The sequence below is a fragment of the Leeuwenhoekiella marinoflava DSM 3653 genome, from assembly GCF_900129005.1.
In the GTDB taxonomy this organism is placed as follows: domain Bacteria; phylum Bacteroidota; class Bacteroidia; order Flavobacteriales; family Flavobacteriaceae; genus Leeuwenhoekiella; species Leeuwenhoekiella marinoflava.
Genome location: NZ_FQUN01000006.1, coordinates 95,239 through 113,347, shown reverse-complemented (window position 1 = coordinate 113,347; position 18,109 = coordinate 95,239). Strand labels below are relative to the sequence as shown.

General features: G+C 34.2%; 13 protein-coding genes. 8 read left to right on the top strand and 5 right to left on the bottom strand.

Annotated features, from left to right (window positions below; translation table 11 throughout):
• Positions 1–259: 259 nt before the first annotated feature.
• From BUB91_RS05385 to BUB91_RS05375, 4 genes are all read right to left on the bottom strand, one after another.
• Positions 260–1,432: a RagB/SusD family nutrient uptake outer membrane protein gene (locus BUB91_RS05385; protein ID WP_262490531.1), complete on the bottom strand. Its 1,173-nt coding sequence runs from the start codon at positions 1,430–1,432 to the stop codon at positions 260–262.
• Positions 1,433–1,450: 18 nt separating this feature from the next.
• Positions 1,451–1,744, bottom strand: a complete 294-nt coding sequence (locus BUB91_RS21125) for a hypothetical protein (RefSeq protein ID WP_206635266.1) — start codon at positions 1,742–1,744, stop codon at positions 1,451–1,453.
• A 45-nt stretch (positions 1,745–1,789) separates the two neighbouring features.
• Positions 1,790–5,080: a SusC/RagA family TonB-linked outer membrane protein gene (locus BUB91_RS05380; RefSeq protein ID WP_073097972.1), complete on the bottom strand. Its 3,291-nt coding sequence runs from the start codon at positions 5,078–5,080 to the stop codon at positions 1,790–1,792.
• Between the two features lie 92 nt (positions 5,081–5,172).
• Positions 5,173–6,333 (bottom strand): FecR family protein, encoded by a 1,161-nt coding sequence (locus BUB91_RS05375; RefSeq protein ID WP_073097970.1) that lies wholly within the window; start codon positions 6,331–6,333, stop codon positions 5,173–5,175.
• Positions 6,334–6,442: 109 nt separating this feature from the next.
• Between BUB91_RS05375 and BUB91_RS05370 the strand changes: the two genes are divergently transcribed.
• The 8 genes from BUB91_RS05370 (at position 6,443) to BUB91_RS05335 (ending at position 17,368) form a co-directional block, all read left to right on the top strand.
• The gene (locus tag BUB91_RS05370) at positions 6,443–7,042 is read left to right on the top strand and encodes an RNA polymerase sigma factor (protein ID WP_073097968.1); all 600 of its coding nucleotides are present in this window, start codon (positions 6,443–6,445) and stop codon (positions 7,040–7,042) included.
• A gap of 384 nt (positions 7,043–7,426) precedes the next feature.
• On the top strand, positions 7,427–12,424 hold the full coding sequence (locus tag BUB91_RS05365; protein ID WP_073097965.1) for a DUF4132 domain-containing protein: 4,998 nt from the start codon (positions 7,427–7,429) through the stop codon (positions 12,422–12,424).
• A gap of 112 nt (positions 12,425–12,536) precedes the next feature.
• Entirely contained in the window at positions 12,537–12,950 is a 414-nt protein-coding gene (locus BUB91_RS05360) for a hypothetical protein (RefSeq protein WP_083557842.1), read from the top strand.
• A 67-nt stretch (positions 12,951–13,017) separates the two neighbouring features.
• A complete protein-coding gene (locus tag BUB91_RS05355) occupies positions 13,018–13,395 on the top strand; it encodes a hypothetical protein (protein WP_073097963.1) in 378 nt (125 codons plus the stop codon).
• Between the two features lie 51 nt (positions 13,396–13,446).
• Positions 13,447–15,855, top strand: a complete 2,409-nt coding sequence (locus tag BUB91_RS05350; RefSeq protein ID WP_073097961.1) for a leucine-rich repeat domain-containing protein — start codon at positions 13,447–13,449, stop codon at positions 15,853–15,855.
• Positions 15,856–15,889: 34 nt separating this feature from the next.
• Positions 15,890–16,177 (top strand): hypothetical protein, encoded by a 288-nt coding sequence (locus tag BUB91_RS05345; RefSeq protein ID WP_073097959.1) that lies wholly within the window; start codon positions 15,890–15,892, stop codon positions 16,175–16,177.
• 76 nt (positions 16,178–16,253) lie between these two features.
• Positions 16,254–16,946 (top strand): hypothetical protein, encoded by a 693-nt coding sequence (locus BUB91_RS05340; protein WP_073097956.1) that lies wholly within the window; start codon positions 16,254–16,256, stop codon positions 16,944–16,946.
• A gap of 20 nt (positions 16,947–16,966) precedes the next feature.
• Entirely contained in the window at positions 16,967–17,368 is a 402-nt protein-coding gene (locus BUB91_RS05335) for a hypothetical protein (protein WP_073097954.1), read from the top strand.
• Positions 17,369–17,622: 254 nt separating this feature from the next.
• On the opposite strand, the gene BUB91_RS05330 is transcribed toward BUB91_RS05335, so the two are convergent.
• Positions 17,623–18,018, bottom strand: a complete 396-nt coding sequence (locus tag BUB91_RS05330; RefSeq protein WP_073097952.1) for a hypothetical protein — start codon at positions 18,016–18,018, stop codon at positions 17,623–17,625.
• Between the last annotated feature and the right edge of the window lie 91 nt (positions 18,019–18,109).

The following is an 18,109-nucleotide window of genomic DNA, read 5'->3' as shown; positions in this document are numbered from 1 at the left end:
AATAAAGTTTCTAATAGTTGTATTGACTACAAGTTTAGGGAAAATATATCTAGTTTTAAAAATAATTGTTAAAATATTTAACTTTAATAAGTATATCAATCTAATATACAATCACATATATAGTGTTTTTAATTTAATTATGTAAACACAGAACAATGTGAAACCCCTTGATTCAAATAAGGTTAGTTGTAAATCAAGAGGTTTTTTAAAAAACTTTCTATTTAGTTTAAAAGTCCGCTCAATAATATTTTTCAAATATTTAATATCCGGGATTTTGAGTTAAACTGGGATTAGCTGTAATCTGTTCTTGAGGAATTGGATAAATACCTCTGTAAGCTTCAGTTTGAGTTGTTTTAAATGCCCACGTTTCATTGAAATAACTTTCAAAACGTATCATATCTCTTCTCCTATGCCCTTCCCAAATAAATTCTCGTGCACGTTCATCTTCTAAGATATCTAATGATAAATCTAAAATCTCACCTGCATTGCTTCGTTCTCTAACTTCATTAACAAGGTCTAATGCTATAGTAGAATTATTATCTATTCTGTATAAAGCCTCTGCTTTAGTCAATAATATATCTGCATATCTCGTTAACACATAATCATTATCTGCATCGTATCCGGAGAAACTAGCACCGATAGGTGTATACTTTAAAACCTTATAACCTTCATTATCTTCAGCACTTACTAGATCTTGCACAGCAATTAATACTAATTGCTCCCCATTATCCTTTAATAAAGGATCTCCATTTAAATAAGTTTGAGGTCCGTATTCTAACAAATCTTTTCGAGCATCATTATCAGCATATCTATCTAATGCCTCTTGATATGTACTATAACCATTAGCAGGAACAAATGGTAAATTATATTTCAACTGATCTAAAGCATTCTGCGCATATAAAATGAATTGATTATTACCCGCATTATTATTAGGATCATTTGTAAATGCACTTATAAGTTCCGAAGAACTACCTTGAATATTAGATGCAAAATTGTCAACAACCTGATTTGAAAGATTAAATGCTCCTGAATTTATAACTACCTCACACATATCAACAGCCTTTTGCCATTGAGGTGTACCTGTATATACTTCAGCATTGAGATACATCATCGCTAAAAGTGAGTAGATGGACTCTTTAGTAAATCTTGGATAGTAGTCAGAACGATTTACCTCATTAACAGAAGGCATATCGTCTAAAGCACTTAAAAGTTCACTCTCTATAAAGTTAAAAATTTCTGCTCGAGGCGTAGTTTTTGGTAATTCATTTGGATCTATACGTGCTACAGTAACTAATGGAACATTTCCCCAAAAGTCCATTGCATAAAAATAGCCATAAGCTCTAAGTGCTCGAGCCTCTGCTATAAGTGCACTTAGATTTTCGCTATTAGGAGATTCCTGCAAACTTTCTAAAACAGCATTTGAAGTACCTATTTCTTGAAAAATATTCTTCTAGGCACGACCTGTAGTAGCATTTGTTGCTTCTACTTGATGCTTAATAATATCGATGTTATTCTGGTCAAACCATCCCCCACTTGCACGACCCGGTACTATAAATTCATCAGTACCAAACTCTGCTATTCGCCAAGGGTCACCAATACTTTGCACGTAAGATAATTGCTGATATATTCCTACTACTGAGGCTAAGGCTTCCTCTTCAGTATTGTAAAAGTTATCTGGTGATAAACTACCAAATGTTTCTTCTTCTAAATCTGTACAACTCAGCATAAGTAATACAGAACTCATAAAAATTAGTATTTTATATTTATTTATTTTCATCTTGACTGTATATTAAAATGTTAGATTTAAACCTAATGTTACTGTAGTAGCTTTAGGATAAGCTAAATAATCGATACCTAATGGTGCAATACCTCCTCCTGAAACTTCAGAATTGACTTCTGGATCTAGCCCAGAATAACCTGTTATTACAAATAGATTTTGACCCGTTAGATATACTCTAGCATTCGAAAAGAATATATTTTCTGTATTAAAATTATAACCTAAGGATAAGTTATCTAATCTTAAAAAAGATGCATCCTCAATCCATCTTGAAGAATACTGTTTGGGTTGATCCCGGGTCACTCCGCTGTCAATAGCTTCTTGAAAAACGTTACGTCCCGGAAGGTTACTTAGATAAGCTAAGTTGTTAGCTGTAAGGTTGTAAACGTCATTACCTATCGAACCTCTTAAATTGAAAGATAGATCAAACGCCTTATAGGTAAAGTTGTTGCTAAAACCAAAAGTGAAGTCTGGTTGTGCAGATCCTATCTTTTTTTGTTCCGCATCAAACTGTTCCACACCATCTTCTATTCCTAAAAATTCTCTACCATAAAACGTTCCTACCTCAAAGCCTGGTCTAATTAATTGAGCAAAAGTCCCACTGGTTAATCCTTGCCCTCTTAAAGGTCCTACCTGAATATCATCTCCCTGATACTGCGCATTAGATAGACTGAGCACTTCGTTTTCATTTCGGCTAAAAATCAAATTAGTCCTCCATTGAAAATCATCTTTTTCAATCACATAAGCTCCAAGAGACAATTCAATTCCCCGATTACGCACACTACCCACATTAGCTAATTGCGTATTTACGGCTGTAGGGGTAGGAACCGGAATCCTTAATAAAAGATCTGTTGTCTTTTTATTATAATAATCTACAGTACCATAACCTCTACCTTTAAACAAAGTAAAATCTACACCTACATTAAACTGTGAGGTTTGTTCCCATTTTAAATTAGGGTTTGCATATTGCTGTGGTAAAACAACAGTTATGCGTTGTCCCCCTACAATATAGCCCATTGTGCTCGCACCTAAAGTAGTTATAGAGTTGAGGTTTCCTATCTCTTGATTACCAGTAACTCCATAACTTGTTCTCAACTTGAGATCTGTAATTGAATTTGATTTAAAAAAATCTTCATCTGAAATCCTCCATGCAATAGAACCCGATGGAAATACACCCCACTCGTTACCACTACCAAAGCGACTAGAACCGTCTCTACGCACAGTAGCTGTTAATAAATACTTACCTGCATAATCATAGTTTAGACGCGTATACATTGATATTAATGTATTGCTCTGCTTGTAAGAAGATACCGTTCTTATATTACTTGCAGCTTGTAAACCGTACCATTTAAATTCATCAGAAAGAAATCCATTAGCATCATTTCTTAATCCTTCATCTACAAAATATTGATAAGAATATCCTGCAAGAGCATTTATACTGTGTTCTCCAAATTTCTTTTCAAATTTTAAAGTAGTCTCTAGTAGTTTATTATAACTCTTCAATTTCTGGACATTGGCATAACCGCCAAGACCCTGACCTAATGGGTTTTCTTTACTTAAGTATGAGTTTCTGTCTATGGTCTGGTTTGTATATCCCAGATTAACATTCACACTCAGTGGATCAATAATCTTATAATCTGTTGTGAAATTTCCTAAAAAACGATTTGTTGTGCGCTCATCAATAACTTGCTTAGGATATGAAAGCGGATTCACTCTATATGGAAGTATGTGATTAAAATTTCCATTTTCATCATATACAGAATACGTAGGATTAAAAACATAAGCTTCATAGTTTATACTAGATCCTGCTTCACTTCCTACTGTATTAGAGACTGGGGCTGCATTAGAAACAGTCTGACCATAATTAACTCTTAAATCAAAAGATAATTTCTTATCCAGCATTTTTTGTCCCAGATTAATACGTGCTGTAGCACGATTTAACTTAGAGCCTATAACTACTCCTTCTTGATCACCGTAACCTAAAGAAGCTCTGTAGTTACTATTCTCTGAACCTCCGCTAAGAGACAAGTAATAATCTTGCACTTGTGCTGTACGGTAAACTTTATCTTGCCAGTTAGTTGAGGTACCTCCATCATCTAATGGGAGGCCTAAATCATTTATAACTGTTTTATACTCATCTGCAGAAAGTACTTCCAGCGTATTTGAAACTACAGATACTCCGTGAGAAATATCTAAAGAAACATTCATCTTCCCTGCTGTACCGTCTTTAGTAGTTATAACGATTACTCCATTAGCCCCTCTTGAACCATAAATAGCTGTAGCTGATGCATCTTTTAAAACACTAATAGATTCTATATCACTCGGGTTTAGAGTCATTAAAGGGTTTACAGGTTCCTGATCAAAAAAATCAGTTCCATTACCACTAATGTTTGCTTGGCTTGTTCCTGATGATGTTGAAATAGGTATGCCATCTATGACATATAATGGATCATTAGAACCTGTTAATGATGTACCTCCACGAATGAGTACCGTATTAGATCCACCAGGCTTACCACTGTTTTGAGCAATATTCACACCAGGCATCTTACCTTGTAAAAGTTGTTGCGGACTTTGCTGTACTCCTTTATTGAAGTTTTTAGCTGAAACAGAGGTCACCGCACCTGTAATATCTTTCTCTCTTTGTGTACCATAGCCTACGACAACGATTTCGTCCAAAGATGCCAAGTTTTCAGTTAAGGAAATATCAAGGGAATTCTGATCACCAAGAACTTTAGAAACCGTTTCCATTCCTACAAATGAGAACAACAGTGTATCTCCTGATTTTGCTTCAATGCTATATTTACCATCAAAATCTGTCATCGTACCGCTCGTAGTTCCCTTGATCAACACATTAACTCCGGTCATAGGGGTTCCGTTACTATCTGTGACTATACCAGTAACTATTTGTTGTATTTCTTCTAAAGGAATTTTGTTTTTATCTTTCTCTTTCACAAGAATAGTTTCATCTTCAGTCACCTCATAAGTCAAGTTACTGGATTGAAGACTCATTTTAAGCAATTCAGTAATTGCTATTTCACCTTTATAAAGTTGAACTTTTGGTGTATTTTTGAATAAGTGTCTGGGATAAATGAACCGGTAGTCAGTTTGTTGTTTTATAATTGAGAATACACCATCAACTGTTACCTCCTGATTTTTATCTATGTGTACTTTCTTTTGAGAAAACGATTTTTCTGAAGTAAATGCAAAAACTGTCGTGCAAAAAAAGATTATAAAAATTTTCATAATTAAAAGTAAGGATCGCTTGAGTACATAAGCTCCAGCCTTTTGTTTTTTTTTATTCATAATAAAGAATGAGTTAGTTAGACATACGTGTTTAATTAATTAGTAGAGGGACGAAGCCAGATACCGTCAAATGTCAAAGCTTCGTTCCCTTTTTAGTTTAGAATGATAGTTTTACCCTGTATTTCATAGCTGCTTAAAATCCCAAAGATTTTTATGCTTTCAAGTATTTGTTCTATACTTTGATTTTTACTTAAAACACCTACAAATTCTTCCTGTTTTACTTCTTCATTTTTAAATAAAATATCAATATCATACCATCGAGAAAGAACCTGCATAATTTCTTCTAAGTTTTTATCTTCAAAGCTGAAAATTCCGTCTTTCCAAGATATTTCATTGTAAACATCAACTGTTCTCTTCTTATATAAAGTTGTTTCCTTATTAAAAACTACTTGATCATTTGGCTTTAAATTATAATCCGCATTATCAGCCCTTAAGCGTATTTTTCCTTCAACTAGTGTTGTATAAGTTTCCTTCTCATCTTGATAGCTTTTCAGATTAAATTGTGTTCCTAAAACCTGAATTACTCTCCCTCCATTATTTACCTCAAATAAACTTCCGTTATGTAGTTTACTAGGTGACACTTCAAAATAAGCTTCACCATATAATAATTCGACTCGACGCGCTTCATTGTCATGAAAATTTTTAGGATATTTCAATTTAGAATCTGAATTCAGCCAAACCTTCGTACCGTCTGATAATTGCATAAAAAATTGTCCCCCTCTAGGAACAGTTAAATAATTATATGTAATAGCTTCTGAGCTTTCTTCTCTATCATAACTAAGTTGCTCTCCATTACTATTTATACCATTATTTTTATAGACACTTCCTTTTGTTAAAGCCACCTCAGTGCCATCATCTAAGGTTAAAATAGCTTTAGATTCACCAGGATGAAGTTCAACAACATTTTGTGGTTTACCAGATACTTTTAAATGTTTTTGAGTATAATTAAATACTAAACTCTCAATCGCAAAAATAATTAGTACTAAAGCAGCTGCATAACCTAAAAACGTACTTACCTTTTTTAAGTGATATATTTTACGTTCTTTTTTAATGTTTTTTCTATGCTTCTCATAGACTTTATCTTCATTAAACACTTGTAAATTATAATCGATTGCAAATTTCAATTTCACATAGGTTTGAAATTGTTTTTCGTTAGAATCGGATTCTAACCAATATTCTAATTTATCCATCTCTTCAGCAGTAGCTTCTCGAGAAATAAATTTCACTATTATATGTTCAATTTCCGGATTCATATTTTTGCCTATTACTTTTAATACGTTCTGTAATTTCTATACCCTACCTTTTTTTTAGATTTTTTTTATACATTAGCTAAAATAAACCTTGTTATTTTAAGAATTCATCATGTCGAAAACCTTTTCTAACAACTATATATTAATTGGTTCTTTAAGAGATGGAAATGATGATGCATTTAAATTTTTGATTAATACCTATAACCATAAGTTGAATGTTTACGCATTTAATTTAATTCACGACAAAGATTTAGCAGAAGATATTGTTCAAAATGTTTTTCTTAAAATTTGGAAAAAAAGAAATAATCTTAAAACAGAAGTTTCAATTAAAAATTTACTTTATAAATCTGTTTATAATGAATTTATAGATCAATATCGAAAGAATAAAAAAAAAACAGTATCTCTTGAAAAAAAATACCTTGAAGCACTTAGTTCAGTTATAGAACAAGAAAATGAGCAATCGCTTGAGCATCTTTTTAAAATGGTAAAAAAAGAAATAGAAAATTTACCTCCAAAATGTAAACAAACATTTCTTTTAAGTAAAAAAGAAGGACTCACAAATATGGAAATTGCAGATTACTTAAATGTCTCCCTAAAATCTGTTGAAAAACACATTACAAAAGCATTTGCTATACTTCGTGAAAAAGTTGGCGAAACAAATGCTCATATACTCTTTTTATTAGTTGATTCTAAACTTATCAAAAATCTATGATTTTAATAACTCTTCCACCTATTAAACATTATAAAGAATATAGATTTTATTTAACAATATATAAGTTCGCAATAGCTAAACGAATCTATTAAAGCAAGATCAATCACACACAATCACTAAACAAAAGACTTTATATAACTGAGCTTTTAATATATGATCACAGCAAAATTTGAATTTATAGTTAACTAAACAGGTTTAAAACTATTATTCTAATAATAAATAATTTAGAAATCATTTACTTCTCGCAGTTATCGTATTTTAAAAAATCCCTAAATACAGGGAGTAAAATAATCATAACTCCTTTTATCTTGCAAACCATTAGCAGATGCAGGTTTACAAAAGCACTGCCTAATAAAACTGAAAAGCAGCAAAACTTATTAGCACATGATATCTCAGGAGCAAGCCACTAAATACGTTTCTACATTTAAAAAACCAACATTAAAAGCGCAAGATTTTTTTCACTTTCAACATGAATATAAAGTATTGGGGCTTACCCTTGCCTGTCTCAATAAAATAGGTGACGAACGTTATACAACAAAAGATTATATAGTAGCACAAAAAGATGCTATTACATTTAACCCGTGGAAAACTGCCGAAGGTATGAAACTTGGGGTTTTCTTATTTGGTGCTATACAAGCTCCTTACCTTGGTGCAATGTGGGATCTTATGAACACACTCCCCTACCAATATGGTTATCTGCGTAGGGCTTTTCGCAGTAAGCCTTCCGAAGAAATACTAGAAAAGAAAATGATTTCTTTTACACGTTTTTTAAGCAATAGCCGCAAAGGTTATGGTTCGTTACCGTTAAAAGAGCAATTACAATATAGCACGTATTCAGACCACGTAAACAGCTACTTTTTTGCCTGTGTTTTACATCACAAACCTGAGCTTGTAGACGAGCCTATTAACGACATTATACAGGGTGAAGATGAAATTGGCGGTATAAGCCAAGATATTATAAAAGCATTATTGCTTACCCCAGAGCAAAAAAACTGGGAACTAGTAGGAAGCCTATTATTAGCTGCTCAGCGACAAGAAGGTTTAAGACAGTCTATTTTGGAGTCTCTAGATGAGACCAATATTGAAGCTTTAAAGTATATTATAAACCTCATACTAGAACATGATCTTACACGCTTTAGCAGTGTGGTGCGCGCTATAAATGTGTGGTTTGGTTTTAACTGGGAAGCTCCTAAAAAAGCGACTGTAAACCGTATACTTACCATCGCACGTGATTACATCCTCAACATCAAAAATGTCAATACATTAATACAAAGCAAAGATAATCTAGAGGTTTATATGGGGCTTTGGGTTGTAGGAATACTAGATGTAGACCGTGCCAATCAAGCCGCTTTAAATTTAGTTTACACAACTACAAATCGTGATAAAAAAATACTCGCATTGTATTTTGTTTCTAATACGGGTCGAACAAACGATACTATAGTACAGTATTTTAAACAAGAACTAGGCAAAGATCCTGCATTAGATTACTGGGTGCTTCAAAATTTGCCTGATTTTGATCTCGATAATCAAACTTTTGAAAAAGTTCAACAGGTCGCCGCAACAGTTACCGAAAAGGCTTCTAAGTACTCATCGTCTATTTTCTCATGGTTTAAATTTACTCCTAGCTGCGATGCCTTTTACAACTTTTTAATCTCCAATGCCAACGAAGAGCAATTAGCTTTTCTATCAAATAATATAGACGAGCTCCCTTCTGATTTTAGGGAGAATTATATACGTAAGGTATTCCCTAACAGCTATCGTTATTACTGGGGTAAAGAAAACAAACCAGAGCCTAAACCAGAATTTGATTATGACGCTAATTCTTGGAAAAGAAAATTAGTACATCAAGCGATAAAAAACCGAAATGAAACGGTAATGTACACCGGAATTCAGATGTTTTATGCGATGCCTTTGCACGAAAAAGACATTGAAGTTGCCGAAGAGCTGATGACCCGTAAAGGTAAAGCGCTGCGTTCGGCAATCATTAAATTATTGGTAAAACAACCTGAAGATCGTTTTAAAACCACGACTAAAAACTTAGTCACTTCGTCAAATATAGACCAGCGTTTAGCAGGTCTTGAACTACTAACCCTTGCTGATGCCGAAGATCAATACAGCGACTTTATAAACGAACAAATAAATCTTTATAAAGAACGCCCCAAGCATTCTAAAAATGAACAAGTTTTCTTAGACAAATTTACCATATCTGAAAACGCAACTACCTTTAGTAACGGTTTTGGTGCAGTAGATTATGACAACCTGAGTTCGATCTATATACCGCAGCCTCAATTTAAGAAAAAGACCAACTTTTTTGACAAACTGGGTATTGTAACCTCAAGTTCTAATGCTTATAAGTTTAACGATCTTATTGATGCTACTAAAATAGTAAAGACCGTAAATAAACTTATTCAGCTAATTTATGAAAACCGCCATCACGAATACCAGCGAGAAGGCTATCAGGGAGAGGTTCAAACCTACCTAGTCTCACAAGGTATTTATGAAATTAACAATCTCGATAAAGATGCAACAGCATTAGATGAATTAAAAAACCTACCCCTTGCCGATTTATGGATAAACTGGTACGAAGAAAGCAAACTAAACGACTATGAACTCTTTTTTGCCCTGCGCTACGTAGCAAACTCCAATTATATTTACGGAAGCTTCTCTGATCTCTATGATTTTTCCAAGCAATATGTACCGAATCTACAAGCTTTAAATATAGATCACAGTACATCTTATTATAGCAAAAACCAGTCGCCTACTACCGTTTTAAGAAACCTATATAAGGCATTTGTAGACCATGAAACCTTGCTTCAGTTTAAGCTAGATCTCTATGAAGATGTGGTTGCAACCTTTCCGGAGAAGTACAAAACAAAAGATTTCAGAAAAACGGTACATACACTTAACACCTACACTTGGGTTAATGTAATCAATACCTTTGTTTGGGTTAATTTATCAGATCATGATTTCAAGATGGCCAGTCCACAACAGCTTAAAAGACTTTGGGACATAAAATTATATTTAATGGCTCAATATATTGCTTATCCTAAGCCGGTAAGCAGTTGGCAAGAAGTGGCTATTCAGAAGATAAAAGGTTCAGACCTACCCTACCCAGATATTGCTGTAACCATTAAACTCTACAGAGAAGGTCTCATAAATCAAGACGATTTACTCCTACAGGCTTTATACGCCCCAGAGTTAATGAACATTATAGACGGAGGTTCCAATTACCGGGTTCGCAGGGGGGAGATACCTAAAAACCCGGTACCTCAAGAAATTTTTGCGCCTCTTAAAAAGAACCTACTTAAGTTAGAACTTGAGCGTGGTGATTTGCCTACAGAAGCTTCGACTTACATTATGCCCATTCAAAATGCAGCAGGAATACATTACCTCTTTGACGTATTACAACGTATGGGTAAAGAAACTTTTGAGCGCGGTTACAGCTATTATGGCGATAGTAAACGTGCAAATTTCAGTGCTATTCTTAAAATGAGTATTCCTAAAGAATCTGAAAGCTACTCAGATTTTGTAGTTCTTGCAGACGAAGCTAAAATACCAAAAAAGCGGCTCATAGAAGTAGCCTGTTATGCTACCCAGTGGGCAGAATTTATAGGCGAATATTTAGGTTTAGAAAAGTTGGTAGATGCTGTATGGTGGTTTCAGGCTCATGCATCAGATTATATGAGTAGTGAAAAGGAAACCATTATCTCCAGATATTCAGACATTCCAAAATCGGACTTCGCCATCGGCGCTATAGATATAGACTGGTTCAATAAAGTATACAGCAGTTTAGGAAAAGCCAATTGGAAACTTTTACACGCAGCCTCTAAATACATTTCTGATGGAAACGGTCACCGTCAGGTTAAATTGTATTCAAGCGTGATGCTAGGCGAAGTAAAAATTACCGAAACCTTAAAGAAGGTAAAAGAAAAGCGCGATAAAGATTATGTGCGGGCATTAGGTTTAATTCCTCTAAGCAAAACCGTACCCGAAAAAGATTTATTAAAGCGCTACAACCTATTGCAAGACTTTTTAAAAGAAAGTAAACAGTTTGGTGCCCAGCGTCAGGAAAGTGAAAAAGCAGCGGTAGAGATTGCACTAGATAACCTCTCGCGAAATGCAGGTTACCAAGATCGCGTGCGCTTTAGCTGGGCGATGGAAATTCAGGCTACACAAGCGATTATGGAAGATGCGTTATTAAATATCGAAGAAACCCAATTAGAACTTGTAATTGATGAACTGGGAAAAACCCATATAAAAGTCACCAAATCTGGTAAGCCCCTTAAATCTATTCCTGCTAAATACCGAAAAGACAAACAGGTGATCGCTTTAAAAGAAAATAAATCCTATTTATCTAAACAATACAGCAGAACCCGTTTATCGCTAGAAAATGCAATGGTTAATGAAGATGCATTTACTGCGCTTGAGATTGAAAATATTATGTTGCACCCCATTGTGAAAGCAATGCTGAGTAAACTCGTCTTGTTTTCGCCAGAAAAAGAAATCAGCGGATTTTATAAGGAGGGTAGCTTAACCGATGTTTCAGGAAAAACCCACCAATTAAAAAAAGAAGATGTTTTACAAATAGCCCATCCATCTCACCTGTATTCATCCGTAGAATGGGATTTATATCAAAAACACCTCTTTGCAGAGCGCATTACCCAACCTTTTAAACAAGTCTTTAGAGAGTTATATCTGGTAACAGCAGACGAGCGCGAAACCAGTTTTAGGTCACAACGCTATCAGGGACATCAAATTCAACCTCAAAAGACCGTTGCTTTACTGCGCAGTCGGGGATGGACGGTAAACCGTGATGAAGGTTTACAAAAAGTGTATCACAAACGTGGATTTATGGCTACGATGTATGCTATGGCAGATTGGTATTCCCCTTCAGATGTAGAAGCGCCAACTTTAGAAGAGGTTTGCTTTCATTCATTAAATGATTATCAGCCCATTCCGCTTAGTGAAATTCCGCCAGTAGTTTTTAGCGAGATTATGCGTGATATCGACTTGGTTGTTAGTGTTGCTCACGTGGGTGGCGTAGATCCTGAAGCCAGCCATAGCACCATACAAATGCGCGCAGCTCTGGCCAAAGAATCAGCTAGACTGTTTAAGCTTAAAAACGTTACGGTTAAAGAACGTCACATTCTTATTAAAGGAAAACTTGGCGAATACAGCATTCATTTAGGCAGCGCGCAGGTTAGCAAAAACGGACTTGCCTTATCTATTCTAGCTGTTCAAAGTCAGCACCGCGGCCGTATGTTTTTACCTTTTGTAGACGACGATCCTAAAACTGCAGAGCTTATTTCTAAAATGAAACTTCTTGCCGAAGACGATAAAATACAAGATCCAACCATTTTAGCGCAGATCAATAATCAATAGTAGCATTAGGGCGTTCCCCACTCTCGTGGGGCGCGCTTTCTGTTACAAGTCCGCGTGCTCACGCACTGTGGGCTTTTCACGACAATCGCTAACGCAAAAAATTATTCGTGTTATGGAAATTACCCTACACTTAAAAAGATTAGGCAAAAAGAAGGTGAAAAATTTCCCGTTTACCTTAGCAGAAACGCCAAAAAATTTAGAAGAATTACTTATTGGATGTGTGAAAAATCAGGTGGAAGCTTTTAATAAAAAGCGCTTAGAAGTTAATGTTATCGGTTTTTTGAGCCCGTCAGAAATTCAAGATCAAGCCGCAAGCGGAAAAGTAGATTTTGGAGATTTGGCCAATAAAGATTTAGCCAACGAGCAAGAAGCAATCGATAATGTGCTAATCGCATTTAAAGACGGTTTATTTCTGGTTTTTATAGATGATGAAGAAATTACCGATCTGCAAACCCCACTACAGCTTACTTCAGAAAGTGTCATTGCCTTTATTAGAATGACCTTTTTGGTGGGTTCGTATTGGTAAGCTTCAACTATTAAAAAAGCAAAGACAAAACTCCCCTATTCTATTCATAATAACTTAAAAAATCATTTTGAACTATTTAAACGACTCTATAAATGCTGCCGTTCAAGACTTAATAGTAGATGTATTTGAAAGTATAAGCGCTTCCAATTTACCCAAACTTCAACCTAGCGAATTACTGGCAACCCAGCCTATTTTCGAAAAAGTTTTTAAGCTGGTGAACGCAACCGGTTTTTATGAGCTAGACGATCATTTAGATTTAACAAAAGCTATTGCGATCGAAACCGAACACGAAACTCTAGAAGATGAATTAATGCATACTTGGGTAACGATGGTTACTAATTTAAATACCGCAACCTCTCAAGAAGAATTTAACACTCGATTTGCGCTAATTACTCCGGTTATTCTTAAAAAAATGAATGCTTATAAAGTAGCTAAAGACGCATAAATTCTTTCAACTTAAAAAAAATAAGAACCGTTAAACTTCCCAAAACCGATTATGGAATTCAAGCTAGATCATATAGAATCCTACTACAAGCATCTTCAAGAAAAAAGTAACTATCCACAGGATAGCCTTTATGAACTTTTTTTGATAGGCAAACTTTACAGAAATAAAGAAGTTTTACAAGAAATTTCAGAAATCTTAACCAAGCATGGTAGCAAAGCACAAATCAAAGCTTTTAAAACTCGCAATAAGCTCCCTGAAAAATTAGATGATACCAGAAAAATTATCAGCACTCTTGTACATTTTGCAGCTATAGATCCAGATTTTCCTATTGGCAAACTATACAATACATTGGGTTATACGCGATTTTTCTTAAGTGAAGAAAGCGTTGCTAAAAAGATAAGTAAACACCCTTCTATTATTTTACGACTTCAAGGCATAACGGGTTTGTTTATTACCAATGTATTTGCAAGTGGTATTCCAGAAGAATTTGGAACACTAAACGCTATAAATACCCTTGACATTAAAGGGCCGTATACAGCCTTACCTAATTCTTTCAGCAACTTTAAGGATTTAGAAATCATATCGCTTAAAACCCCATTTTTAAAGAAGTTTCCAGAATATTTCAGCCAATTAAAGCAACTTAAGGAGCTTACTATAGATCAGTCTAATGCAGAAGAATCAGTAGCCTTAGAGCTACCGCAAGATTTACAGCAACTTAGTAGTCTTGAAACTTTACAATTAGAAAGATTAACCGCCTCAAACATCGATCAGTTAAAACTTCCGAAGCATTTAAAGGTGTTGGAAATAGAAGAATTGGAAAATTTAACAAGCTTACCAGACCTTTCTTTCTTAAAAGAATTAGAAGAACTAGAAGTTTTCGATTGTCCCAATCTTACTGAAATACCACTCTATATTCCACAATTAAAATCATTAAAAAAAGTTGAATTTAAAAAACTACCAAAAGTTAAAGAGGTTAAAGATACTTGTGTATTTATGCCGAATATTAGCGTTGTTCGATTAGATTCTTCGATTAAAATTATAAATACCGGTACAGCTCTAGCGGTTACTAAAATGATTCTTTACCGAGCAGATTTCTTGGCTTATATTCTAGAACATCCTGAAAATTTTCCGAATTTAAAAGAATTGGAAATCTACAGAATTAATGAATTACCTCAACTTTCTTCGGGCTTAGAAAGTTTACCAGCGTTAGAAAAAATTGCTTGTTTTGGGATGAATGATTGTGATTCTTTATTTGCCAACTTAGGAGCATGCCTAAATTTATCTACTCTAAAAATATGGAATTCTGATATCAAAAAGTTACCAGAAAATTTAAAAAATGTAGCACTACTCGACTCTTTAGAAATTCAACGATGTCCAAATTTAGTCATTGAAAGTGATGAACTTCCTCAAAAAATTAATAACCTCTACATTCTAAATATTAAAGAGCTTATCCCGGGAGAAAAATTAATACAAACTGAAAAGGCTTTATTTCAATCCTTAAGCATTAGCTATATGGAAGGCTTTTTCAGTAAGATTGTAGCTAGTACCTTAGATATATTTTTACCTAAAGCCACACCAGATCCTACCACAGATTATTCAGCATATTTTCCTAAGCCTGAATACTTAAAAAAACTACAGGTTATTTGGTCAACAGCGGCTATAATAGATGTTTTGAAACATTGTCCTCAACTCGAAAAACTGTTTATAGAAAATCAAAACGAAAGCGAAGTTGCACTTAATGCCCATACGGCTACTCAGTTAAAAGGATTAAAATTAGAATATTATAAAGCAAACAATGTAGCGCAACTCCTTCAAGAGATGCCTAATTTACAAGCGCTCTCAATTGAAAACAACCGGGTTATACAAGATTTTCCTGCAGTACAGCTTCCTCATTTAGAAAAGCTTTCTCTATCGCGTACAGATGTATCTTCTTTAGAAGCTCTAGAGGCTCCCAAACTAAAAGATTTAGAGATGACTTTATGCTACTCTTTTGATAAGAAGGCTTACGCTCAGCTTGATCAATTTACAGACTTACAGCGGCTACATCTGATGGGGGTTGGCGACGATATTAAAACCATACCTGAAAGTTTAACCGACCTGGATCTTATTGATTTTAACCCGAATCATAAAATTGAGGAACTTCCAGATTACGTTAAAGCATTTTCTAATTTGGAAACCCTCTATTTAGACGGTATTCATTTTGTAGATTTCCCTAAATGGATTGCCGATCTGAAACATCTAAACTATTTAGGAATTAATAGTTGTACGTTTGAATATGACATTCCTGAATATTTTCAGAAACTAAAACTGAAAGAAGTGAAATACTTCATCTCTAAATTTAGTGGCAGTAACATATCGCCTAAAACTTATCAAAATTTAATCACACCCAATTATACAAAACTGAAATCAGAGTTCAGTCACAAAAAGCTTTCATTCCTTTTTAGTGCCGATTACTACTAAGGTGAAAAAAGAGTTGGCTGACTTGATATGCAAGATGCATAGCTGCTGGTCTAAGTTGTTCGTAGAAAAAGAGCTGGGAAATTATGCGCCTAGTATTTGCCAAGTAAAACTAGCTCCGGAAAAGATTAGCCTTAATATAACTAACAAAAGTTTTCAGTTTACAAATGCTGAATTTTCTTTTGATGTAAATATAGAAGAATCCCATAAAACCGGAATGAATTACATAACCACCATTCCGGTTTCCGGAAAAGGAACCTATACCTTTAGTGATAAAAATCAAGACTTGAGAATCTTAGATTTGGTGTTAAATACATTTAAATAATACACAATTTCACGGAATACCGGTAGAAAATTCTGCTTAGTAGCTTCCAACTTTGTAATCAAATTAAAATGATTAAATGATGGACTTTAAAGCAATGTTACAATTACCGGTTTTAGAGACGAATGAGGTTTTAGAAATACTTCAAGAAGTCGCAGACCATGAGCGTAAACAGGAGAAACCAAATATGCCAAAGGTTAGCTTTAGCAATACAGATGGTACTATTTCAGGTTATTTTATAAACTACGATGCCGATAAAAGAGTGGTTTTAATAGGAAATTGGTACGACAATGAGGCCGATTTGCAATATGTAAGTTTCCATAGCATTTCGTGTGTTATGTTACAAAACGTAAAAGATTACGTACACCTGCTATCTGACGGTAAAATTCCGTTCACTCCCGATCCTAAAGATATTCCTACGCAACTTCAGTTTAAAAAAGATATAAAAACTGCGGTTTTAGCTATTCAAGAAATTTTAGGTAAAGAAATCACTATTAAATTTGATGCTGGAGAAAATCCAAGCGATACTGAAAAATTCTACGCTAAAAAAGCCATTCTTTTAGTACAAGAAACAATAAGTACACTTGCCGAAAATAAGCTGGCAAAAGAAGCATTTGTAGAAGGTATTGATGCTATTGCTTTTAATTTTTCGGAAAAGAATACCGTAACGCTTAACGAGCGCTCATTTACGATTAGCTTCAATCTTCAGAAGGGTTGGAAAAGCGTTTTGAGTAAAATTCAACTTCAAAACGAAATCGAAAAAAACTTATAAAACTTTAAAATTTAAATATTATGGTACCAAATACTGTTATAGATCGTATCGAATTCATTTTAAACAAAGATGAAAACACACAAAATAAATATATCTTACAGAGTTTTGATTATAGCATTTCTACTGCATATGATATAAATAATGAATCTGATAAGAGAATAGATGTTTACGCTTCTGGTTGTAATAATAATGAGCCAGACGAACTGTTTTTAGAATGGATTGCCAACCACCCTAGCGATTGGTCTGGGATTGTAAAAATTTTCTTTAAAAACGAAGAAACTCCCAATATAACCCTCAACTTTAAAAAAGCTATTGCACAAAGCTATAACCAATCGTTTACCGAGAATAACGGTTATCAACAAAGCGGCTATTTTTCTGCAAATTTAATGGGAGTTGTAATTAATAAAGTGCAAATGAATTAGTCCTTCTAAGTTTAAACAAAATTATATATATGAGCCATTTTTATGGCTCATATTCATTTATAAGCACTTTTATAATCAACAGGATAAGAATGTAATTATTGATAAGATACAGCAAAAGGAACCGGTACAAAACATATGATAGAATTAGTAAAATAGGCAAATCTAAAAACGACTCATTCTTCGCCGTAATCCACAAAAAAAACGGAAAGCTTAATCAGCTTTCCGTTTTTTAATACGTTCCTAAAAGGAGGTGATTATAGATTATTTTCTAAAAATTCGCGAATAACCAAATCAGAAAAATAGCCACTGTGGTGACCACCCCAGCAAGCTGTAAGTGAGAAAACACCGTCTTCTATCTTTAATTCTTTTTTAGCCTCTGCTCCTTCGTTAGGTATGCAATAAACCTCTACAGAATTAATACTTTCTTGTATAGCTTCTTTACCCATATCATCTGCACAAACCTCTTTAAACGCATCGGTAAGACGTTGCAAACAAACGCTAGGTATAAACTTCATAAAATCAAGTTCAAATGTATCCCAGTTAATGTTTACATGTAATTCTTTACCTGTAACCTCATTGATCTCTTTTTGGTAATCACCTAAATACTGATCTTCTATGGCTTTTGCAGTTTTCTTTTCTTGTAGTCCCATACTAGTTTTTTTATTAAAATTGATACTTCAAAAGTATCCCCTGACACGAGACAAAAACTGACCTGTATTGATGAATGTTAAAACTCACGGA

What these genes read in the sequence shown, in the direction of transcription:
- BUB91_RS21125 (WP_206635266.1), bottom strand. Translation starts at nt 1,744, where the DNA reads ATGAGTTCTGTATTACTTATGCTGAGTTGTACAGATTTAGAAGAAGAA.
- BUB91_RS05380 (WP_073097972.1), bottom strand. Translation starts at nt 5,080, where the DNA reads ATGAATAAAAAAAAACAAAAGGCTGGAGCTTATGTACTCAAGCGATCC.
- BUB91_RS05375 (WP_073097970.1), bottom strand. Translation starts at nt 6,333, where the DNA reads ATGAATCCGGAAATTGAACATATAATAGTGAAATTTATTTCTCGAGAA.
- BUB91_RS05370 (WP_073097968.1), top strand. Translation starts at nt 6,443, where the DNA reads ATGTCGAAAACCTTTTCTAACAACTATATATTAATTGGTTCTTTAAGA.
- BUB91_RS05365 (WP_073097965.1), top strand. Translation starts at nt 7,427, where the DNA reads ATGATATCTCAGGAGCAAGCCACTAAATACGTTTCTACATTTAAAAAA.
- BUB91_RS05360 (WP_083557842.1), top strand. Translation starts at nt 12,537, where the DNA reads ATGGAAATTACCCTACACTTAAAAAGATTAGGCAAAAAGAAGGTGAAA.
- BUB91_RS05350 (WP_073097961.1), top strand. Translation starts at nt 13,447, where the DNA reads ATGGAATTCAAGCTAGATCATATAGAATCCTACTACAAGCATCTTCAA.
- BUB91_RS05345 (WP_073097959.1), top strand. Translation starts at nt 15,890, where the DNA reads ATGCATAGCTGCTGGTCTAAGTTGTTCGTAGAAAAAGAGCTGGGAAAT.
- BUB91_RS05340 (WP_073097956.1), top strand. Translation starts at nt 16,254, where the DNA reads ATGATGGACTTTAAAGCAATGTTACAATTACCGGTTTTAGAGACGAAT.
- BUB91_RS05335 (WP_073097954.1), top strand. Translation starts at nt 16,967, where the DNA reads ATGGTACCAAATACTGTTATAGATCGTATCGAATTCATTTTAAACAAA.
- BUB91_RS05330 (WP_073097952.1), bottom strand. Translation starts at nt 18,018, where the DNA reads ATGGGACTACAAGAAAAGAAAACTGCAAAAGCCATAGAAGATCAGTAT.